This is a genomic window from Brevibacillus sp. JNUCC-41, from assembly GCF_014844095.1.
Taxonomy (GTDB): Bacteria; Bacillota; Bacilli; order Bacillales; family DSM-1321; genus Peribacillus; species Peribacillus aracenensis.
Map to the genome: position 1 here is coordinate 5,325,532 of NZ_CP062163.1, position 22,150 is coordinate 5,347,681.

General features: G+C 41.2%; 24 protein-coding genes. All 24 read right to left on the reverse strand.

Going from position 1 to position 22,150, the window contains the following annotated elements; genetic code table 11:
- Window positions 1-10: 10 nt before the first annotated feature.
- Window positions 11-745: a glycerophosphodiester phosphodiesterase gene (locus tag JNUCC41_RS25700; protein ID WP_192205448.1), complete on the reverse strand. Its 735-nt coding sequence runs from the start codon at window positions 743-745 to the stop codon at window positions 11-13.
- 113 nt (window positions 746-858) lie between these two features.
- Window positions 859-1,008 carry a hypothetical protein gene (locus tag JNUCC41_RS25705; protein WP_192205449.1) on the reverse strand — a complete coding sequence of 50 codons (150 nt, stop codon included), beginning with the start codon at window positions 1,006-1,008 and terminating at the stop codon, window positions 859-861.
- Between the two features lie 233 nt (window positions 1,009-1,241).
- The gene (gene spo0A, locus JNUCC41_RS25710; RefSeq protein WP_192205450.1) at window positions 1,242-2,033 is read right to left on the reverse strand and encodes a sporulation transcription factor Spo0A; all 792 of its coding nucleotides are present in this window, start codon (window positions 2,031-2,033) and stop codon (window positions 1,242-1,244) included.
- A 330-nt stretch (window positions 2,034-2,363) separates the two neighbouring features.
- Window positions 2,364-3,656 carry a SpoIVB peptidase gene (gene spoIVB, locus JNUCC41_RS25715; protein WP_192205451.1) on the reverse strand — a complete coding sequence of 431 codons (1,293 nt, stop codon included), beginning with the start codon at window positions 3,654-3,656 and terminating at the stop codon, window positions 2,364-2,366.
- Window positions 3,657-3,817: 161 nt separating this feature from the next.
- Window positions 3,818-5,533, reverse strand: a complete 1,716-nt coding sequence (gene recN, locus JNUCC41_RS25720) for a DNA repair protein RecN (protein ID WP_192205452.1) — start codon at window positions 5,531-5,533, stop codon at window positions 3,818-3,820.
- A 22-nt stretch (window positions 5,534-5,555) separates the two neighbouring features.
- Entirely contained in the window at window positions 5,556-6,005 is a 450-nt protein-coding gene (gene ahrC, locus JNUCC41_RS25725; protein WP_034308279.1) for a transcriptional regulator AhrC/ArgR, read from the reverse strand.
- 327 nt (window positions 6,006-6,332) lie between these two features.
- Window positions 6,333-7,160 (reverse strand): TlyA family RNA methyltransferase, encoded by an 828-nt coding sequence (locus tag JNUCC41_RS25730; RefSeq protein WP_192205453.1) that lies wholly within the window; start codon window positions 7,158-7,160, stop codon window positions 6,333-6,335.
- Between the two features lie 4 nt (window positions 7,161-7,164).
- Window positions 7,165-9,057, reverse strand: coding sequence for a 1-deoxy-D-xylulose-5-phosphate synthase (gene dxs, locus JNUCC41_RS25735; protein ID WP_192205454.1), 1,893 nt, complete (start codon window positions 9,055-9,057; stop codon window positions 7,165-7,167).
- 474 nt (window positions 9,058-9,531) lie between these two features.
- Window positions 9,532-10,425, reverse strand: a complete 894-nt coding sequence (locus tag JNUCC41_RS25740) for a polyprenyl synthetase family protein (RefSeq protein ID WP_192205455.1) — start codon at window positions 10,423-10,425, stop codon at window positions 9,532-9,534.
- Between the two features lies 1 nt (window position 10,426).
- On the reverse strand, window positions 10,427-10,660 hold the full coding sequence (locus JNUCC41_RS25745; protein ID WP_034308286.1) for an exodeoxyribonuclease VII small subunit: 234 nt from the start codon (window positions 10,658-10,660) through the stop codon (window positions 10,427-10,429).
- Entirely contained in the window at window positions 10,657-12,009 is a 1,353-nt protein-coding gene (gene xseA / locus JNUCC41_RS25750) for an exodeoxyribonuclease VII large subunit (RefSeq protein WP_192205456.1), read from the reverse strand. Before xseA ends, JNUCC41_RS25745 begins: the two co-directional genes overlap by 4 nt.
- Window positions 12,010-12,155: 146 nt before the next feature.
- Window positions 12,156-13,031 (reverse strand): bifunctional methylenetetrahydrofolate dehydrogenase/methenyltetrahydrofolate cyclohydrolase FolD, encoded by an 876-nt coding sequence (folD, locus tag JNUCC41_RS25755; RefSeq protein ID WP_192205457.1) that lies wholly within the window; start codon window positions 13,029-13,031, stop codon window positions 12,156-12,158.
- 69 nt (window positions 13,032-13,100) lie between these two features.
- Window positions 13,101-13,493 carry a transcription antitermination factor NusB gene (gene nusB, locus JNUCC41_RS25760; protein ID WP_098369841.1) on the reverse strand — a complete coding sequence of 131 codons (393 nt, stop codon included), beginning with the start codon at window positions 13,491-13,493 and terminating at the stop codon, window positions 13,101-13,103.
- A gap of 434 nt (window positions 13,494-13,927) precedes the next feature.
- Window positions 13,928-14,332, reverse strand: a complete 405-nt coding sequence (locus JNUCC41_RS25765) for an Asp23/Gls24 family envelope stress response protein (RefSeq protein ID WP_222620245.1) — start codon at window positions 14,330-14,332, stop codon at window positions 13,928-13,930.
- A 37-nt stretch (window positions 14,333-14,369) separates the two neighbouring features.
- Complete coding sequence (accC, locus tag JNUCC41_RS25770) at window positions 14,370-15,722, reverse strand: acetyl-CoA carboxylase biotin carboxylase subunit (protein ID WP_076365421.1); 1,353 nt, start codon at window positions 15,720-15,722, stop codon at window positions 14,370-14,372.
- A 14-nt stretch (window positions 15,723-15,736) separates the two neighbouring features.
- Window positions 15,737-16,234 (reverse strand): acetyl-CoA carboxylase biotin carboxyl carrier protein, encoded by a 498-nt coding sequence (gene accB, locus JNUCC41_RS25775; RefSeq protein WP_192205458.1) that lies wholly within the window; start codon window positions 16,232-16,234, stop codon window positions 15,737-15,739.
- Between the two features lie 620 nt (window positions 16,235-16,854).
- On the reverse strand, window positions 16,855-17,439 hold the full coding sequence (locus JNUCC41_RS25780) for a SpoIIIAH-like family protein (RefSeq protein ID WP_192205459.1): 585 nt from the start codon (window positions 17,437-17,439) through the stop codon (window positions 16,855-16,857).
- A 14-nt stretch (window positions 17,440-17,453) separates the two neighbouring features.
- Window positions 17,454-18,125 (reverse strand): stage III sporulation protein AG, encoded by a 672-nt coding sequence (spoIIIAG, locus tag JNUCC41_RS25785; RefSeq protein ID WP_192205460.1) that lies wholly within the window; start codon window positions 18,123-18,125, stop codon window positions 17,454-17,456.
- Window positions 18,126-18,132: 7 nt separating this feature from the next.
- On the reverse strand, window positions 18,133-18,741 hold the full coding sequence (gene spoIIIAF / locus JNUCC41_RS25790) for a stage III sporulation protein AF (RefSeq protein WP_192205461.1): 609 nt from the start codon (window positions 18,739-18,741) through the stop codon (window positions 18,133-18,135).
- Between the two features lie 16 nt (window positions 18,742-18,757).
- Window positions 18,758-19,966 carry a stage III sporulation protein AE gene (spoIIIAE, locus tag JNUCC41_RS25795; RefSeq protein ID WP_192205462.1) on the reverse strand — a complete coding sequence of 403 codons (1,209 nt, stop codon included), beginning with the start codon at window positions 19,964-19,966 and terminating at the stop codon, window positions 18,758-18,760.
- A gap of 33 nt (window positions 19,967-19,999) precedes the next feature.
- On the reverse strand, window positions 20,000-20,389 hold the full coding sequence (gene spoIIIAD, locus JNUCC41_RS25800) for a stage III sporulation protein AD (RefSeq protein WP_228467710.1): 390 nt from the start codon (window positions 20,387-20,389) through the stop codon (window positions 20,000-20,002).
- Window positions 20,390-20,403: 14 nt separating this feature from the next.
- Window positions 20,404-20,607: a stage III sporulation protein AC gene (gene spoIIIAC, locus JNUCC41_RS25805; protein ID WP_034308319.1), complete on the reverse strand. Its 204-nt coding sequence runs from the start codon at window positions 20,605-20,607 to the stop codon at window positions 20,404-20,406.
- A 21-nt stretch (window positions 20,608-20,628) separates the two neighbouring features.
- Entirely contained in the window at window positions 20,629-21,144 is a 516-nt protein-coding gene (gene spoIIIAB / locus JNUCC41_RS25810) for a stage III sporulation protein SpoIIIAB (RefSeq protein ID WP_192205464.1), read from the reverse strand.
- The gene (gene spoIIIAA / locus JNUCC41_RS25815; RefSeq protein ID WP_192205466.1) at window positions 21,137-22,069 is read right to left on the reverse strand and encodes a stage III sporulation protein AA; all 933 of its coding nucleotides are present in this window, start codon (window positions 22,067-22,069) and stop codon (window positions 21,137-21,139) included. Before spoIIIAA ends, spoIIIAB begins: the two co-directional genes overlap by 8 nt.
- Window positions 22,070-22,150: the final 81 nt, after the last annotated feature.

Sequence of the window (22,150 nt, forward strand, 5' to 3'; positions counted from 1 at the left end):
CCTTCTTTTTTTATCTTGATTTCAATCCTTCTCTGATTCGTACGGCTGCCTCGGGAAAATCGGTAATGATGCCGCTGCACCCCAGTTTGAATAACCGCTTCATCTCTGCTTCTTTATTAATGGTATATGGCCGTACAGGAACACCCATACTCATCGAAGCTTGAATTAGTGCATCAGGGGCAACCCTGATATTTGGGTGGATTGCACTACCGCCTATTGCCTTGGCATATATCCATGGCATGTATAGACCATCCCTATAAAGCGGTGCGGTTTCCAATTCAGGTGCCAATTGGTGGCAATTGACCAAACTGCAATGATTGAATGAAGAAAGGATTACCCTTTCCTCCATTTCGTAAGTGCGGATGAGCCAGATGACTTTCTCTTCTAAGCCTGGATACAGAAAAAGAGTATTTTTCAGTTCAATATTGCAAAAAAGCTGATTATCGTAAAGCCAAATAAATAGTTCTTCAAGCGTCGGAATCTTTTCTTTTCCCAATTTTCCCTTATGGGTTGCAGATGCATTAAGTTTTTTCAACTCCATCAAGGTCCGGTCTTTTACATACCCCGAGGCATTCGTTGTACGATCGAGCTTTTCATCGTGAATGATGACCACTTCCCCATCTTTCGAGAGCTGGACATCCGTTTCAATTCCGTCCGCCCCGACACGGGCAGCTTCTTTGAACGCCGCCATCGTATTTTCCGGATGAGTCCCTGCAGAGCCTCGATGCGCAAAGATTAAGGTCATGATGAAACGCCGCCTCTCTCAATAATTGTTATATCCCAATTTATGAACAGAAACAGCAAATTATTTTCATCTAGATCAATCCTTCAATCAAAATGCAGGTGATTATTTTTTGACTAGAATGTTCCTTTCGTCAAAACACCCAATTTCTTTTCCAAGCTTTTGATTTGCAAGCGGGTATCCAAGAAGGCCATTTGACCAATCGTAATTTCCCCTTCACCTTTTGATTCAGGCATGTCCATGATTGACTTCCGTTTTTCGTCCAAAACAAAAACGCCTTTTATTTATGGGATTTCCTTTAAAATCCAATAAATAAAAGGCGTTTAATTTTTTAAACCGGCGTAAAAATTTTGAAGTTGCCGATTAGAAAAAATCAAGAAGCAACTTCTTCCTGTCCCTTACCTCCAGACGGAGAGTTCCTATTTATATTTAGCGGCTCTAGCCTTTATATGGTCAATTATTACCCTGAATCCTTACAACCGGTTTTTCCCTACCCCTGTCAAGAAGCTTTATGCTCGAGGCGCAGCTTATCTGCAACCATGGCAATGAATTCGGAATTTGTAGGTTTTGCCTTAGTCATGCTTACGGTATATCCGAAAAGAGATGATATGGACTCTATATTTCCACGGCTCCAGGCCACTTCAATCGCATGACGGATAGCACGTTCGACACGGCTGGCCGTAGTATTGTATTTTTTTGCGATATCCGGATATAAAACTTTGGTGATAGAACCCAATAGTTCAATATCATTATATACCATCGAAATCGCTTCCCTTAAATACAAATAGCCCTTAATATGTGCAGGCACTCCAATCTCGTGAATAATGCTTGTGATGCTGGCATCGAGGTTCTTCGGCTTGGATTCATTTTGGGGACGATAGCTAAATTGACTATGATTTTTTAAAACCGCCTGCCCTTTACCGCTTACCTGACGTATGTGATTGGCCAGATTTTCCATATCGAATGGTTTCAGGATGAAGTAAGACGCACCCAAATCAACAGCTTTTTTCGTTACATCTTCTTGACCAAATGCAGTAAGCATAATCACATTAGGCATAGCACCCCGTTTTACTTCACGAAGTTTTTCAAGTACACCTAACCCATCCAAATGAGGCATGATAATATCGAGGATCAATATATCCGGATCAACGCTTTCAAGCATTCCCAGGCAATCTTGACCGTTATGTGCCACCCCAATTACTTCCATGTCTTCCTGTGCAGAAATGTATTCATCCAGAAGGCCAACAAGTTCTCTATTATCATCTACAACGCACACCTTAATTTTTTTCACGCTTGATTTCCTCCTCAACTACAATTGGTCTTTTTTTCTATATGACTAAATTCTATTGTAATTGAACTTTTCGACAATGGAAACTAAATTCCTTTTATTTTTGAAAAAATATAAGGAATTCAATATTATTCTCCGGATATCTCTTGTTTTCGACTTCGTTTGCTATTCGAATAAAGCGATTGTCGAAAAATCTTCATATCGTTATCATTTTATCACATCGTTTCAAAAAAACCTCTATTTTTTACAGAAATCAAATTTAATTCCTACCCAAAACCTCTGCTAACCATAACTTTCCATTAAAAAGGGGCATCCAAAAGGATACCCGGATTCTTAGCTTGCTTTTTCAAAATTATTTTTGTCGTATATATTTATACCGGCTTCGTTTAACATCCATTCGATATGGACTCCATACCCACTTGTAGGATCATTAACGAATACATGGGTGACTGCACCGATTAATTTCCCATTTTGTATGATAGGACTGCCGCTCATTCCTTGAACGATCCCACCTGTTTTTTGCAGCAATTCTTTATCCGTCACTTTTATGACCATACCTTTAATTGCAGGAAACTTCTGTGGTATGGAACTGACGATTTCGACATCGAATTCCTCTACTTCAGAACCGTCCACCACTGTAAGGATCTTTGCTGGTCCTTCCTTTACCTCATGTGAAAGGGTGATGGGGAGTGGCTTGTCGTTAATTCCATTTTTATAATCTTGATTTAATTTCCCAAAAATTCCAAAGGGACTATTGCGATTGATATTTCCTATTTTTTCTTTATTAGAAGAAAAGCGTGCCAATTTTTCTCCGGGATCACCATTGCTTCCTTTTTCGATGGATGTGACCGTCGATTGAACAATCTGTCCGTCCTTAACAACAATCGGCTTTTTTGTGTCCATATCGGATATGACATGTCCCAACGCCCCATATTTTTTTGAATCCGGGTGATAAAACGTCATCGTTCCGATACCAGCTGCCGAATCACGGATATACAAACCCAATTTGTAAGTTCCTTCATTCTTATCTTTTAGAGGTAATAGGGTACTGTGGAGCACTTCATTATCACGGTTAATGACAAGATTCAACGCCTCACCCTTTTCACCTGCCTGCTGAACAAAAGGGGTTACATCCCCCATCTTCTTTATCGTCTGACCATTGATTTCTGTAATAATATCACCGATTTCAATTTTCGCTTTTTCTCCCGGTGATTTTTTCCCCTGCGCAGTATCAATAAGATGATGACCTACTACGAGCACCCCAAGAGTATTAAGCTTTACTCCAATGGATTGGCCACCAGGCATGACTTTAAAATCTTTTAACACCCTGATGTCGACCTTTTTGGCAGGCAAGCCTGCTACATCCAGTAACACTTCATTCGTACCTGGTTTCTCAGCACCAAGCGTAATCGAGGCTTGTTCATCATGAAGCGAAATTCCTTCACTGGATCTCGAAGTTTTTGCAGAAACAGGCAATGACTTGGAAATACTATATTGACTTCCTTCAAATAGTACAAGATGATTTGGAATTAAAAAATATTCACGAGATGGCTGGTATAACCCTAATGTTAATAGCGAAACAAGGAGAATTCCACCGATGATTCTGTTTATCCATATAAATTTCAATCCATTCACTCTCCTCGCTCTCTGAAACTTAATGGCTACACCTTTAATTTAGCCCTCATGACAGTCATTTATAACAGGTGCAAAAAATAAAAGCTATCCGTTTTTGGATAGCTTTACAATGAATGCTTATGATTAGTTTAATTAATCTACTTACCGGCCCTTCAAGATGTTATCTTCAACCTTTTGGCAAGCTGGATTAATTCATTGGCATGCTGTTTAGTCAAATCCGTTATCTCTACTCCTGAAATCATCCTGCCAATTTCTTTTATTTTTTCAGTTTCAATTAACGGCTTTACCGAGGTATTCGTGCGTCCGGCCCTTACATTTTTCGCTATGAAAAGGTGAGTATCCGCCATAGCTGCCACCTGTGGCAAATGGGATATGCACAGTACTTGTGATCCAGTTGCCACTTTATAGATCTTTTCTGCAATGGATTGCGCAACCCGTCCGCTCACACCTGTGTCCACTTCATCAAAGATAATGGACGTTATGCCTTGGTGCTTGGAGAATATGCTTTTCAATGCAAGCATGATCCTCGACAGTTCACCACCAGAAGCGATTTTAGATAGAGGTTTTAATGGTTCACCTGGATTGGTGGAAATATAAAATTCCATTGAATCCAGCCCTGACTGATTGATGCCCTTATCTGACAATTCATCGAAAGTATAGGCCGTTTGAAGGAAATGTGGTTCGAAAATTGTCTTTTCCATGTATAAATCTTTTAATTCCTGATGAATCTTTTTTGTAAGCTGCTGAGCGAATTTCTGGCGAAGTTCAGACAGGTTCTTTGCTTCGACAATTAAATCTGCCTTGATGGATTTCATTTCCTTTTCAAGCTTCGCTATATGGGTTTCCCTATTTTGAAGTTTTTCGACTTCTTCTTCAATAGCGGCCCCATATTCCAGGATTTCCTCGATGGTCCGCCCGTATTTACGCTTTAATTGATTTATTTCATTAAGGCGACTTTCAATGAATTCCACTCGTTCTGTATCATAATCCAAAGAGTCTAATTGGTCACGGATGTTAGACACGGCCTCTTCAAGCAGGAAGTAGCTATTTGAAACGGTTTCAGAGCTGTTCTTTAAACCTTCATCAAGCCCTGCCGCTTCCTCCAAATTATTCATGGCTACGGAAAGCCAATCAATTGCATGCTGCTCACCATTTAAAGCATTATAACTGGTTTGCAGCGCTTCATGGATTTTTTCAAAATTATTAATTTTCTTCCGCTCTTCCATCAATTCTTCATCTTCGCGTAATTTCAAATCAGCTTTTTGGATTTCATCGAATTGAAATTGGATCAAATCAAGGCGGTGGACCATTTGCTGTTCATTTTGGCTCAAACCATTCAATTGTTTAGAAGCGGTTTCATAACGTTTATATAGCTTTTGGTATTCAGTGAGTGCAGATGCGATCTTTTCACCGCCGAATTGATCGAGCAGTGGAAGATGGAGTCGTTCGTCCATTAATTCCTGATGTTCATGCTGGCCATGGATATCTATCAACGTCCGCCCTATCTCACGTAAGATGGCAATCGTTACAAGCTTTCCGTTTACCCTGCAAACGCTTTTGCCGCTCAGTGAGATATCCCTTCGAAGTATCGCCATCCCATCATTCATATCGATGCCCAACTCTTCCGCCTTGGCAAAGACGGGGTGTTTTTCATCTTCAATTTGGAATAATCCTTCTATTTCAGCCTTCGACTCACCATGCCGAATGAACTCTGCAGAACCACGTCCCCCAACCAAAAGATGAACGGCATCTATTATGATTGACTTCCCTGCCCCTGTTTCTCCTGTCAAGACCGTCAAGCCTTTCTCAAATGAAACGGACAGGCTGTCTATGATCGCAAAATTCCTAATCGATAGTTCTGTTAACAAACTAGGTCACCTCACAACATTATTAGAGCATGTCCAAGAATTTGCCGGAAATGATCTTTGCATCTTCCTCAGAACGGCAGATAATTAAACAAGTATCGTCGCCGCCGATCGTCCCGAGTATTTCTTGCCAATTTAAATTATCAATCAATGCACAGATTGCCTGGGCATTACCTGGAAGCATCTTCATAACCAGTAAATTGTTGGCTGAGTCAATGCGTACAAATGCATCGACAAGGATTCTCTTTAATTTTTGAAGTGGATTGAAACGTTGGTCGGCCGGCAGACTGTATTTATATCTTCCATCCGTTAAAGGCACTTTTACAAGGTGAAGCTCTTTAATATCCCTAGAAACAGTGGCTTGAGTTACATTGTATCCAGCTAATTTCAATTCTTCAACTAACTCATCTTGGGTTTCGATATCATTATTCGTTATAATGTCCCTTATTTTTATATGTCGTTGTCCTTTATTCATAAGTAGAAGCACCTCTTCTCAACTGTTGCTCATTTAATGGTAATGGTTCACTTTCATTTCTTACTTAAGCAGTCTGCCCCAATATGGGATTGCTTCAATTATCAGTACGTGCAAATAGGCCGCTTTTGAAAGTGGCTAATATTAATGTTATCGGATTTTTATGCAATTGTACAACTTTTTTCTCTAAAAATGAATATAAGTCTATTATTTGTACTTACCTATTTTATGTATCCATCGATAAATGATTCAAGTACATGACGCACAATGTATAGTTAAAAAGCTCCTTTAGCCAACCATTCAGCCAAAGGAGCCCATACAAAGTTCTAGCTATTCTTTTTTAAATTGGGCATGGGCCTCTCCAACGATGTCATCAACCGTTTTCGAAAGCAATATCGTTCCATCTTCCTTCGAGCCTTGCCAGTGTAAATGAAGTAAGAATTCAATATTTCCATCACCGCCGGTAATCGGCGAGAAGGAGGCATCCTTAATATCATAGCCTTCCTTTAAAGAAAAAGAAATGATCTTATCCAACACTTGTTTATGGATTTTGGGATCACGAACAATCCCCTTTTTCCCCACTTGATCCTTCCCAGCTTCGAATTGCGGTTTAACCAAGGCAACGACATCACTATTCGGGACGAGCAAGGTCTTTAGCACCGGTAAAATTAACGTAAGCGATATGAAAGAAACATCAATGCTTGCAAAGTTTGGCATCTCCCCATCGAGATCGGCGGGTGTAACATAACGGAAATTGGTCCGTTCCATTACTTTTACCCGCTCATCCTGTCTAAGCTTCCAGGCAAGCTGATTATAGCCGACATCAAGCGCATAAGACATTATGGCGCCATTTTGCAAAGCACAATCCGTGAACCCACCAGTTGATGAACCTATATCAAGCAGTATTTTTCCATTCACTTGTAAATCGAATTCCCTTAATGCCTTCTCAAGTTTAAGACCGCCTCTTGAAACATAAGGCATGACTTTTCCTTTGATCGTAAATTCGAGATCGACCGGCACTTTTTCCCCCGGTTTTTCATACCTTTCTTCATTCGCGTAGACAAGACCTGCCATAACCATACGCTTCGCTTTTTCACGTGTATCGGCCAAGCCTTGTTCTACAAGTAATACATCTACTCTTTCTTTCATCACTTTCATATTGTCAGGCCCTTTTTTCTTTTTTGGGTGTTATCATTTTAATCTTTTTGATGGCTGTCTCAGTCGTTAAACCGATTTCTTCAAGAAGTTCATCGACACTTCCATGTTCAATGAAATAATCAGGTATTCCCATTCGATCTATAATTGCACCATAAAATCCTTGATCATGGGCATATTCAAGTACAGAGCTACCAAAACCACCTTGAAGTACCGCTTCTTCTATTGTCAAGATTGGCATTTTTTCACCAAGGAGACTGCTTAACATGTTCTCATCCAAAGGCTTAATGAACCGGGCATTGATGACCTTAACTGAATAATCCTCTTTCTCCAGCATTTCTGCCGCTTCAAGAGCCATGGGAATCGTTGTTCCGAACGTTAAGATCGCAGCATCCGTTCCTTCTTTAAGAACTTCCCACGAACCGATTGGAATCTGCTTTAATTCGGTATCCATCACAACTCCCCAACCATTCCCACGAGGGAAACGCATAGCAATCGGACCATCATTATAGTTTAAGGCTGTATTGACCATATGCTGACCTTCGTTTTCATCTTTAGGCATCATCAACACCATATTCGGAACATGGCGTAAGAAAGCAATATCGAAAACGCCTTGATGCGTTTCACCATCGGAACCAACCAATCCGGCACGATCGATCCCTATGAATACGTTCAAGTTTTGACGGCAGATATCATGAACGACCTGGTCATAAGCTCTTTGCAGGAAGGTTGAATAAATAGCCAGGAAAGGTTTCATTTTTTGCGTTGCCAATCCTGCAGCAAAAGTTGCAGCATGCTGCTCGGCAATCCCTACATCATAGAAACGCTCTGGGAACTCTTGAGAAAAGCCCACCAACTTCGATCCTACGGGCATCGCAGGTGTAATCGCGACAATCCGCTCATCGTCACGAGCCAGCCTGCTGACAGTATCACTTACAAGAGCGCTCCAAGCAGGACCTTTACTAGGGGATTTCACGAAATCGCCAGTCTCGATCTTATATGGACCTGTCCCATGCCAGTTCCCTGTTGTATCCAATTCGGCAGGTGAATATCCTTTGCCCTTTTTGGTGATGACATGCAACAGTACAGGTCCCTTCGTTTTCTTGGCATATCTTAAATTCTCCAGCAATTCTTCATAATTGTGACCATCTACCGGTCCAAGATATGTGAAACCAAGCTCTTCGAAAAAGATTCCTGAGACCAATAAGTACTTCATGCTATCCTTCAAGCGTTCAGCTGTAGCTGCAAGTTTACCACCGACTGCAGGTATTTTTTTCAAAAGCTGCTCTAATTCATCTTTTGCCCAGTTATATTTACCTGCTGTCCGCAATCTTCCCAATATCGTGTGTAAAGCACCTACGTTAGGGGCTATGGACATTTCATTATCATTCAGGATAACGATCATGTCCTTTTTTTCATCACCGATATGGTTCAACGCTTCAAGCGCCATTCCGCCTGTTAGTGCACCGTCCCCGATTACAGGCAGAATAAAACTGCTTTCCCCTTTGATATCACGGGCAGCCGCCATTCCCATTGCAGCTGAAAGGGAAGTCGAACTGTGACCTGTTTCCCAAACATCATGGGGGCTTTCAATCATTTTCGGAAAACCGCAAAGACCTTTATATTTCTTTAATGTGTCGAACTCTCCTGCTCTGCCAGTCAGGATTTTATGGACATAGGATTGATGTCCGACATCCCATAAAATTTTATCATTCGGACTGTCGAATTCTTTATGCAAGGCTATAGTCAACTCGACGACACCTAAATTGGGCCCAATATGCCCACCCGTCACCGATAATTTTTCCACTAGAAATTTACGTATTTCCATACTTAACTCGACAAGTTCTTCATTATTCATCTTCTTCAAAAAAGAAGGGTCTTTTATAGATAGAAGATCCAAACAGGACCACTCACTTTCTGTAATTTTCGGTTTTAAGCATAAACAAAGCCTCATTAAAGAGGAATGGATGACTAGACCGAAAAATTGGTTTTAAGTTAAGGCTGTTTTCGCATACTTTGTTGCGATTTAACAAGTAATGCGGTGTGGTTGATTTCCCCTCCAGATGCTCGCTTTCCGCGGGGCGGGCGGTGAGCCTCCTCGGCGTAAACGCCTGTGGGGTCTCACCTGCCCCGCTGCTCCCGCAGGAGTCTCGCACTTGCGCTCCAATCAACCTTAAATCGTTTCGTTTTAAAAACAACAATCTTTACGAAAACAGCCTAAGTTAAAAAATAGCCGCCAACACCCAGGTGATTTCGGCGGCTTATCATACCTATTTTATCACGTATCTCAATAAAAAAATTCATTTTGATTTTCACATATTTTTGCACAATGAGTATACCATAAAACCTCAATTGATAACAAATTTAGCCACAATCAATGATTACGGTTCGCTATTAAATCAGTTAGATCATTCAACAAACCCGTTTGTAAGGTTGTTTTTCCTAAAGCGGCATGGGCAAGTTCTATATGATGTTCCAACTTTTCCTTTGCCCCTTGAAGCGTAAGTAAAGATGGATATGTACTTTTATGATTCCCCACATCACTGCCAACCGGCTTGCCGATCAACTCGACCGACCCTTCAATATCCAGGATATCATCGCGAATTTGAAAAGCAAGCCCCAGGTGGTATGCAAAGTCACGTAAATGCAGTTGCTGTTCTTCATTCGCCCCGGCTAATATAGCACCGGAAAGGATGCTTGCAGTCAATAACTTCCCTGTTTTATGTTCATGTATATACTCCAATTCCTGAAGGGTCAACTGTTTATTTTCACCTTCCATATCCGCAACTTGACCTCCAACCATTCCTTCGGCTCCGGCAGATTTCGCAATTTCACTTACCAGGTTCAGCTTCATTTCAGCCGTCACCTCGGGATCGATCATATCCGTCACCAATTGAAAGCTATATGTAAGAAGCGCATCACCTGCCAGTATTGCTACCGCTTCACCGAACACTTTATGGTTCGTCGGTTTTCCGCGGCGGAGATCATCATCATCCATCGCCGGAAGATCATCATGAATCAAAGAATATGTATGAATCATTTCAATGGCAGCCGCTGCAGGAATCCCCATCCTCAAGTTTTTTCCAAAGGCCTCCAGAACGGCAAAGACCAATAACGGGCGAATCCGTTTACCTCCTGCCTCCAGTGAATAGACCATGGCTTCTTTGACCACTGCCGGAGCTTTAAGTTTATTGACATATTCCACGGTTTCCCGTTCTATAATCGCCTTATATTCTTTAGAAAACATTTCAAAGGACTCTGTACCCATGTCATTCTTCCTCCTGTACAGCGAAGTTTTCAAGTTCCCCATCTTCGCGTAAAATTTGAGTCAACTGATCTTCAACAGCCTTAAGCTTCGAATGGCAAAGCCTTGATAAGTCCATTCCTTGTTTATATATGGAGATGGCTTCTTCCAAGGGTACATCGCCTTCTTCCAACTGCTCTACAATTTTTTCGAGATTCTCCATCGCTTCTTCAAATGTAGCTTCCTGTTTTTTTGTCATGGTTCAATCCGCTCCTTTATTTCTTTAATTTCACATTCAAGTGTTCCATCTTTTATCGAAACCGCTATCTTATCCCCTTTGGATACTTGCTGTGTACTTTTCACTAATGTCTCATCCTCAGCAAAAACTAATCCATAACCCCGTTCCATGATTTTTAGTGGACTTAGGGCAGATAAAGTGGCAGTTACATGGACGAACTGCTGTGATTTTTGCCGATAGATGGCTTCCATGGCCCTACGCAAAACCTTTGCATGCTGCTGTAATTCATCTTTCGCATTTTGCACCGCTTGTTCAGGATGCTGCTTTTTCAGAATATCGTTCAGCTGATTCAGCTCATCTCTCTTTTTCATGAAATACCGCGTGCTGGTCCTTCCTAGCCTGTCCATCGTCTTGTCTAGCTGTTCCAGCTTCTGTTCATACATTTTATGTGGATAACGGAAGGCATAAGACCTCTCCATCCTGGTCAACCGGGTTCGTTCAAAATTCACCGCTTCTTGAATGGAGCGGGTCAATCGGTTCTTGCGGTTCATCAGGCGTTCGAGTATTTCATTCAAGTGAGGAACCGCTAACTCTGCTGCACCAGTCGGTGTAGGAGCACGCATATCGGCGACAAAATCAGCAATTGTAAAATCGGTTTCGTGACCGACAGCAGAAATTACCGGTATATCGGAATCATAAATCGATTCAGCCACAATCTCTTCATTAAACGCCCATAGTTCCTCGATCGATCCGCCGCCCCTTCCGACAATGAGAACATCGCTTTCCGCCCTTGCGTTAGCCATGGAAATTGCCTTTGCAATCGATTTAGCTGCATTATTCCCTTGTACAAGGGCTGGATAAACGATGATCCTGGCAATTGGATATCTCCGCTTGATGGTTATCAAGATATCCCTTAATGCCGCTCCGGTCGGCGATGTTATGACACCTACAGACTTAGGGTACTGCGGGATCGACTTCTTGTGTTCGGCCAAAAACAAACCTGCAGCCTCCAGCTTTTTCTTCAGCTGTTCATAAGCAAGATACAAATCCCCCACACCATCAGGGGCCATGCTTTTCACATAAAGCTGATACTGTCCCCCTGCTTCATATAATGATATATCACCCTTAACAAGTACCTTCATGCCATTTTCGGGCAGGAACTTCATCCCTTTATTATTGGCGGCAAACATAACGGAGAGGAGTCGGGCTTTCTCATCCTTTAAAGTAAAATACATATGTCCGCTTGTATGTTGTTTGAAATTTGAAATTTCACCTTTTATGTATACATTTTGCAAATGGGGGTCGGCATCGAACTTCCTTTTGATGTACTTCGTTAAAGCCGACACACTCAAATATTGTTGGTTGCTCATATCATGTCTCCTTCCGATGGAAATCGGATATAAAGAAAACCGCTATAGATTATACTTGAAACTTGATCAATCCATGAATGGAAAAAAGCGGTCTCCCGTTATTATAAAACAAGAGGTCCGCTTCTTTAAAATAATTTAACGTTTTTTCAGCTTTTTATTGCTTGCTCGTACTTTTCATGTGCTTTTTGAGCAGATTTGACCGTATTCTTCATAAGCATCGTAATCGTCATTGGACCAACGCCTTTAGGAACAGGTGTAATATATGAAGCCTTATTTTTCACTTCTTCAAACGCCACATCACCGCAAAGCTTCCCTTCATCATTCCTGTTCATTCCGACGTCAATGACGACTGCGCCTTCTTTAATATGGTCACTGGTGATCGTGTCCCTCTTTCCGACAGCTGCCACAACGACATCGGCTTGCTTTGTATAATAGGCAAGATCCTTTGTCCGTGAATGACAGTATGTAACGGTTGCATTTGCATTTAAAAATAATTGTCCGGCTGGTTTTCCGACGATATTACTTCTCCCTACGATGACAACATGCTTACCTTCAAGGTCATAGTCGATATACTCAAGCATCACCATGACGCCGTATGGAGTACAAGGTAAAAAGGCATCTTGCCCCGTCATCATCCGCCCAATATTAATCGGGTGGAATCCATCAACATCCTTTTCAGGCGAAATCGCTTCAATGATCGCTTTTTCCTGAATATGTCCAGGCAATGGCAGCTGCACCAATATACCATGAATGCTGTCATCCTGGTTTAATTCAGCAATGCTCTGAATTAATTCCTCCTGTGAGAGCTCCTCAGGCTTTTTAATCAATACGGAATGCATGCCCAAATCCTCACAGGCCTTTTGCTTATTGCGCACATAAGTTTGTGATGCTTGATTGTCACCCACCAGGATTACAGCCAAACCCGGAACGATATTTTTTTCACGTAATTGTTGAACTTCCTTACTGATGTCCTGCCTAACTGACTCTGCAATTTCTTTACCATTAATGATTTGAGCTGACATGTGTTTATTCCTCCCAAGTTAATTTAGCTAAAGAAATTGCTGTGAGAATCCTTGTTCAAGGCTACAACTTTAGCTGCCGCTTTTCACCTTTACCTTGGATAAAACGGCATTTACAAAGCTGCTCGATTGATCATCACCGAATTTCTTAGCAATTTCAATAGCTTCATTCATTGCAACACTTACAGGAACATCTTCACTGTGAACCATTTCATAAACCGCGATCCGCAGTAAATTCCGATCAATGTTCGCTAGTCTTTCCAACGTCCAATTCTCTAAATTGTCCCTGATCATTCCATCAATTTGTTCTCGATTTTCCGTTATCCCCATTACTAATTTCCTGAAATATTCATCAGTTGGAGCACCATCCAATACGCTTTCCATTGCTTCTTCTGCATTCGAGTTGGCAATATCTATCTGATATAGTGCTTGAAGGGATTTTTCACGGGCTTCTCTTCTTTTCATAATCTTACTCCTTTAACATCTACTATTATATATGAAAATGCTAGAACAAACGAACATTAAATAACATTTTTTCAAAAATATTAAGATTTTCGCTATTTTTTTAAAAAATCAAGCTAAATCCCACTAAAATCAAGGCCAAAAGGTTCAATATCTTGAATCAAGATTACTTTCCAATTTAACGGCCAACACAGTCCCATACTTTTTGAAAGTGTCAAAAAGCTCATGCCTAGCTTTCATGCTCATATTTCACCTTTTACACTCTAACAGAAATCACCCTTGAATTAAAGGGAAACTTCCAGACACCGCTTTATTATGTTCATTTAAATTTAATATTATAAGCAGGCTCCAAATTAGGGTTGTCACGGAGTATACATTCAAAAAAACAAAAACCCGGCTTTTTGCCGGGTTTTTGCAGGTTTGAATCGAATGAACACTTAAACTTCTTGTTCGTAATCCGCTTCTTGTTTAGCGTTTTCAAACGCAATGCCCACTACATGAATGTTCACTTCGCCAGCGTCGATAGCGGTCATATTCAACAAAGCTTCACGAATGTTATCTTGCACTTCCTGAGCAACTTTCGGAATTGAAACACCAAACTTCATGACACAATAAAGTTCGACTTTGATGGATTCTCCCGTTAAGTCCACTTTAACACCTTTACCGTGATTCTTTTTACCAAGCTTTTCAACAACACCCGTAGCGAAATTCCCGCGCATATGTGCAACACCTTCAACTTCCGATGCAGCGATACCCGCGATCACCTCTATCACCTCAGGCGCAATCTCCACTTTGCCCAGCCCACTATTATAATCATTCATTTCCAGTAATTGGCCTTCCATTTCACTCATTCAAAAGCACCTCCTGTCTTCCTTTACATTATGAGTTCATTACATCATATATTTCAAGGAATTTGGTATTAAATTCCCCGGAAACAAATTGTTCATGTTGAAGTAACTTAATATGGAAAGGAATTGTGGTACTGATTCCTTCAATGACAAACTCACCTAAGGCGCGTTTCATCTTCTCGATCGCCTCTTCTCTAGTCGGTGCATGGACGATCAATTTAGCGATCATGGAATCGTAATACGGCGGTATCGAGTACCCAGGGTATGCCGCGGAATCCACACGAACTCCGTAGCCGCCTGGCGGTAAATACATTTGAATCTTACCTGCGGAAGGCATGAAGTTCTTTTCTGGATTTTCCGCATTTATCCGGCATTCGATAGACCATCCGTTAAAAGTGACATCTTCTTGTGAAAGCGATAGTTTGTTACCTGAAGCAACTTTGATCTGTTCTTTAATCAAATCCACGCCCGTTACCATTTCCGTAACTGGGTGTTCAACCTGGATACGTGTATTCATTTCCATAAAGTAGTATTTTCTATTCACATAGTCATAAATAAATTCTACCGTTCCGGCACCTGAATAGTTAACGGCAAGTGCAGCCGTTACTGCAGCCTGCCCCATTTCCGCACGTGTTTCACCATCCAACGCTGGTGACGGGGTTTCTTCAACAAGTTTTTGCAAACGTCGTTGAATCGAACAATCACGCTCACCTAAATGGATGGCGTTTCCATGATTATCTGCCATGACCTGTATTTCAACATGACGGAAGTCCTCGATGAACTTTTCAATATACACGCCAGGATTCCCAAATGCCGTAGCGGCTTCCTGTTGCGTAATATTAATGCCCTTGATAAGATCTTCTTCCGTCCTTGCAACGCGGATACCTTTACCGCCTCCGCCGGCAGTAGCTTTGATGATGACTGGATAGCCCATTTCATTAGCTAGGGCTACACCCTCATCCGTATCTTTAATTATTCCTTTAGAACCTGGAACGATCGGTACACCAGCTTTGCGCATGGTTTCCCTTGCTACGTCCTTTGTTCCCATTTTATTGATCGCTTCGGGGCTAGGACCGATGAAAATGATATTGCATTCACGGCATAGCTCAGCAAAGTCGGCATTTTCAGCTAGGAATCCATACCCTGGATGAATTGCATCAGATCCCGTTTTCTTGGCTGTGCTGATAATGTTCGTTGTATTCAAATAACTGTCTTTTGATAATTTAGGACCGATACAATATGCTTCATCCGCAATTTGAACATGTAATGCTTCTTTATCTGCTTCTGAATAGACTGCAACAGTCTCGATTCCTAATTCCTTGCATGCCCGGATGATTCGGACAGCAATTTCCCCACGATTGGCAATTAACACCTTTTTAATCATTTAGAAACAGCTCCTCATTCCGGCTTTACTAAAAATAATGGTTGACCATATTCTACAAGCTGCCCTTCTTTTACAAGGACTTCAACGATTTCACCGCTTACTTCAGCTTCGATTTCATTGAAAAGTTTCATGGCTTCCACGATGCAGACGATGGAATCCCCCGTTACTTTATCACCCGTTTTTACGTATGCAGGTGAATCCGGTGCAGGAGATTGGTAGAATGTCCCCACCATCGGAGAAGTGATTTTATGTAAATTTTCCTGTTCGGTGGCTGCAGCAGCAGGTTTTGCTGGTTCAACAGCTTTCGTCACTGCAGGAGCAGGGGCCGCTGCGGGCTTGACCTCTACAGCTGCATTGGCTTGAACAACATCTGGAGCAGCTACTGATTGTAATACTGTACCCGCTTCAGTTTTTTTCAATTTAAGTTTCGTTCCTTCATTTTCAAAAACGAATTCATTGATATTTGATTGATCGACTAGCTTAATAATTTCACGAATTTCTTGCACTTTCATTTTGTGGCACCCCTTGTCTAATTTAGTATGAATTTGTGAGGCAATAATATTTTATGTAACCATACCCTTAGCTTATCCTACTTTGTCCAATACTGCACAAAGTAGCCGCCTTCTTTATGAGAATGCGAATAAACTGAATACAAACCCCATCTGTATTATAACAGATATTTCACTTTCTCAAAATATTGTTTCCCTAGAAAATTGAAAAGTTTATGACCAGCTTCTAACATCATACAATATTAGCTTATACAAATTCAATGATAGATTAGTTGTAACTTATTATCCATACTTCTATCTTACACCTTTATTATAATATTGTGAATATTTTTCAACTGGGGCACCTTAACGCCTTCCCTTGAATTTTGCCTTTAATTCCTAAAAAACCAGCAATAATATCCACTTTTATTACTTTTCTAGAATATTACGGATGGTCATTATCACCATTTTCATTTGAGTTCCTTATGCCAATTGACATAAAAAAACTTTTCCTCTAAAGTTTCCAGATTGTAAGATAGTTAAAAAAATCATCATAAAAAAGCCTCCTTTTTTTTGCTAAGGAGGCTTTCAAAATTTTATGATGCTGAACTGTTCTGTATCAGCATTTTTTTCTGTATGTGTGTTTACTTTTCCGGTTGGAAATCGACCACAACATTTTGTGCATCGCTCACTTCTTTCCTTACAAGGCGGATAATGTTATTGGCCTCTGTTTTCGTTTGTTTATCGGCCTTGACACTCACCTTTACATCCGTACCGTCCACCCGGACCAGTGCTGCATTGTAATCCATGGCAACTATTAAGTTTTCGATGATATTTTCTTTTACTTTCGTTTCACTTAATTGTTCGATTTTTGCATAAGCCTCGTCTCTTTCTTCAGCTGATAGTTCTGTGTTGCCCATCTTTGCAGTCAATTCTTCATTCAGCTTCGCCCGTTCATCTTCGATCTGCATCCTTAACGATTCGAACTCATCTCCAGATGCAATGGTTACAGAGGAACCTTCTGTATTTTTGGTCGTTTCTTTTTCACTTTTATTTTCCCCTTTTGTATCCGCTTTGTTCTCTGTTTTAGTTTCCGCTTTATTTTCTTGTTGCTCTGTTGCCGTCATATCAGCGGCATTTTCTTCAGGAGCGGTTAGATAATAGACTGAAAGCACAACGACCAGACTTAGCATAGTCAATAACCAAACGGTTTGTTTTTTTAATAACATGTAGATTTTCCCCCTTATTTTTTAGGCATGACAGAAACCCTGTGACTCGGTACATCAAGTGAGCGTGTAACAGCCTCGATAATCCACTTCTTTATTTGAATGTTTTCGGCCCCTTTAGCGACAACCAGGACTCCTCGCACACTAGGTTTTTTCGTTTCCGAAATGATCGGTCCTTCTTTTTCTCCGCTCTTGACCAAAACTAGCTGTTCATCAACAGATGTGTCTTCGACTGTCCTTTTTCCGCCTTCCTGGTCGGTTTCTTCAGTGACTTGTTTTTGGGTGACTTTGTTTCTTTCATATACTTTTTTCTCGGATGCATCGACGTAGATCACGACTTTTACATCCTGGACGCCTGCGATGGATTCAAGCGCTTCCTTCATTTCATTTTGAAGATATATTTCATAGTCTTTTGTTGTCTTGAATTCTGATTTCTTCTGGCCAAATGTTTCAACATCCCCTTCATCATCCTGCTGTTTATCATTATTGAATACAGTCTTCACTTCAGGTGTTTGTCCAGTCTGGTTGGTGGTTAACAAATTCCCGGCCATCATGATTCCCGCTCCCAAAAGGACAACTATTAGAGCATAGACATACAGGGAAGGTTTTTTTTCCTTAGGCTCTTTTTGGTCAGGGTCTTTATTTAGTATTTTTTGCAGCCAGGATAATGGACCTTTGTCTTTGTTCAATACTCAGTCACTTCCTTTCCCCGGCGATTTCAATGATTTCTTCATCAACAGACCAACTTGTTGCCAGAAACCTTTTGACAGCATCCAGATTGGCATCATTTGAAGTGGATGGGCCATCTGCATTGATATCAACCTTCGCTACTGCCTCTATCTCCGAGTTTTCTTTCCCTTCTGCCTTTTCCAATGAGATGGTTATGTTCTGCAGATCATCAACACCCGGATCTTCCTCATTCTTGACCCCTACATCAATTGAACTAATCTTCATGTTATAATCCACCATCAGCTCCTCTTCCACTTCTGCCTGTAAGTCAACAGCCATTTGTTTTAAAATATATGCACCCTGGGTAGCTTGTATTTCTTTTTTCTTCATTTCTGTCAAATTTCCTAAATCTTTTTTTTCCTGATCCTCAAATTCACTAGTAGCCGCAGTGAGAATATCGTCGAAATCCATATTGAATAATCCCAATATAGGAGTGATGATGATTGCAATCAGTAAAAGTCCGATGACCATTTTTGCATACTTCTGTAAAGCTGAATTGGGAAGAAGCATATCAATTACAGTAGCCAGCAATACAAAAATGATGATGTTGGATACCCAGCCAGCTAAAAAACTCACCAAGCCCTCCTCCTTTCTAACGAACCATCAGGGTAATGTTTCCTGAGGCGATAATGACCGTGACACTTAAAAAAAACATGAGTGAGACAATGGCCAATGCAGCGAAAATATAAATCATGCTTTTACTTATAATGTCAAGGCATTTTATTACAGGACCTCCGCCCAGCGGCTGTAAAAGACTCGCTGCCAATTTATATACAAAAGAAATCATCAAGATTTTTATGGCGGGAAATGTGGTAATGAGCAAGAGAATGATGACGCCTGACAAGCCAACAGTATTTTTCAAAAGAACGGAGGCACTGATGACCGTATCCGTTGCATCGGTAAACATGCGCCCTATTACCGGTATAAAGTTACCTGTCACGAATTTGGCTGTCCTGATGGTCACTCCGTCTGCTACAGCTGACGATGCTCCCTGAACGGAGATCACACCAAGGAATATGGTCATGAATGCTCCGAGGATACCGATGGCAAAATTACGGAGAAGTTGTGCCATCTGAGTCACTTTGTAATGTTCGGTCAGCGTGCTGACTATGCTTAAAATCGCTGCAAAGAATAATAACGGAAGGACGACAAACTGGATCAAGATGCCGCTTGTATTCATCAAAAACATCAATACCGGATGAAAGAATGCTGCCGATACAAGTCCGCCTGAAGCAGCTATCAATGCCAAGAGTAAAGGGATGAGCGCCATTAAAAAGGAAATCATCAAATCTATCGTATCTTTTGTATATTCCATAGCCACATGAAAACTGTTAAGTGCCAAAATGATCAGCACCATATAAACGATTGCATAAGCGACCTTACTTACGGAGCTTTGCTCGAACGCATTCTGCAAAGACTGGAGGAACATGCTGAAAACGGTTAATAAAATGAGTGATCCCAGCAGCTTTCCATTCACGAGCAGTTCATGAAAGATGAATTTTGTCATTCCCTTTATCCATTGGTCAAAGGAAAATTTCTTATCGCCGCTGACAAAATCCATGAAGCTCCCTTTCTGGCTTTCCGGTAAGAATCCTCCATATTCCGTAACGATGTCATCCCAATATTGTTTGAGCTCATCGACACCCAGTCTTTCTATTTGGGCTTGTACCAGTTCGGACTGCATGATCGGCTCTTGATCGATTTCGCCATTTTCTGGATTTTCGGCAGCTTGTCCAATAGATGCATGCAAAAAAAAGAGTAAAACGAATAGAATGGATAAGTAAGGCATCCGCTGCTTCATACATTCACCTCATTGACTAGTAAGAATAATCCGTTAACTTGGGAGCATCTGTAAAATCGTTTCGATAATGACCGTCAAAATCGGAATCGCCATGGCAAGAATCAAGATTTTTCCGCTCAATTCTATTTTGGAAGCTAGCGAGCCTTGCCCCGCATCTTTTGTAATTTGAGAAGCGAATTCTGCAATATAGGCAATTCCGATTATTTTTAAGATGGTCTCTAGATACACTGTATTTACATTCGCATTAACTGCAATTTTTTCTAACATTAAAATGATTTCGTATATTTTGTCAGCTAAAAAAAGAAAGATGGAGCACCCTGCAAAAACGACTAGCAGGAATGCGAAATTTGGTTTTTGCTCTTTGACAATCAGTGCCAAAAAGGTGGCAACTAGGGCAATGGCCACGATTTTTATGATTTCAATCGCGAATCCCTCCCTTACTGAAATAGAAATACAGATTTAATTTTTTGAAATAAATCCTCTACAACAGAAGCAACCATGAATAAAATATAGATAAATCCGAAAAGTGTCACCCACTGGGCATATTCCTTCTTCCCAACCTGATCGAGTATCGTGTGAAGAAATGCCACAACTAGCCCAACACCCGCTATTTTAAATATGATGTCCACATCAATGCCCATTTTCATTCCCCCCACATATTCCTACATCAGCAAGATGATCAATAATAGCCCTGTTAAAAAACCAAGACTTTTCATCATTTTTTCATATTTCCCCTGGCGATCGAGTGCATCGCTCTCTTCCCGTTCCAAGTGTGCCATCGTTAGCATGATTTGCTTTTGCTGATGATATTTATCGCTTTTTCCAAGCGTCTCCCCAAACTGTGAAAGAATCTCGAATTCTCCCTGTTGTAAAGCAAGGGATTGCCATATTTTCTTTAAACTATCATCCCATGCTTCTTTGACGGTGGTCTCACCTGACTCGAGTCGATTTGCAAATGTATCGAAAAAGATGGATAAAGGTTTGGCCATCTGTTTAGAAAGTTTCCTTGCCGCTTCTTTCAAAGGTGTATGACCATACATGATTTCAGCTTCAAGCGATTGCATGGCGACTTTCAGTTGTCTAAGTTGACGAGGCCTCATACTTAATTTTTTCGCAGCTTCGAAACCTGCCCATGTCGTTGCAATAATAATTATCGCTGCTCCTATTATCTTAAACATGCGGATTCACACCTTCTCCCAAGAAAATGGGAACCCCCGCTGCATCAAGGACTTTGTAGCTCCGCTTACCGGATTTACTTCTCTGTAATTCTATAAAGCGTTCAAAGATGTTTTGCTTTAATATTTCGGCGATGAAAGGTCGCTTCTTAACCTCATCCAGTGTATGGCCATGTGTGGTTATAATGAGTTTAATACCTGCATTCACCGCTTCCAGCACAGCCTGCGTATCCGCTGCACGACCTATTTCATCCACGATCAATACATCCGGGGACATTGAACGGATCATCATCATCATCCCTTCCGCTTTAGGACATCCATCAAGCACATCAACCCTTGTTCCAAATTTGAGCTGCGGCACTCCATGAACACATCCGGCAATTTCCGAGCGCTCGTCCACTATCCCCACCTTTTGAGGAGCGATGCCGCGTTCTTCATTACCACTGGATATCATTCGTGCAATATCACGTAATATGGTCGTTTTTCCCGTTTGCGGAGCACCGATCAACATAGTATGCTGCCATTCTTCGTCATACAAATATGAAGTGAGTGGTTCAGCTGCACCTATTTTTTCACGCGCAACCCGAATATTGAATGAGGATATATCCCTGATTGCTTTGACCGACCCATTTTCAAGGATCACCTTTCCAGCAAGCCCCACCCGATGTCCGCCCGCTATGGTTATATAACCTCGCTTTAATTCTTCCTCAAGTGTATATAACGAAAATTGACCTATTTGATTCAATAATTGATCTGCATCCAGATGGGTCACTTCATAGGAAAAGAAGTATGGTTCCCCTCCCACGATGACCTCAAGCGGCCTTCCAACCCGAATTCGCAGCTCTTCCATCCTATCGATCATCATCGGTGTCATACCCCGGAGTTGCTCGTTTAATTTTTTCGGTAAAAAAGAAAGAATCGTTTCCATTTTGACAATCCTCCTGTATACACCACTTTCAATAAAATATATGCCGACAAGCCCATAATGATGACACGCTATTAAAGGAAC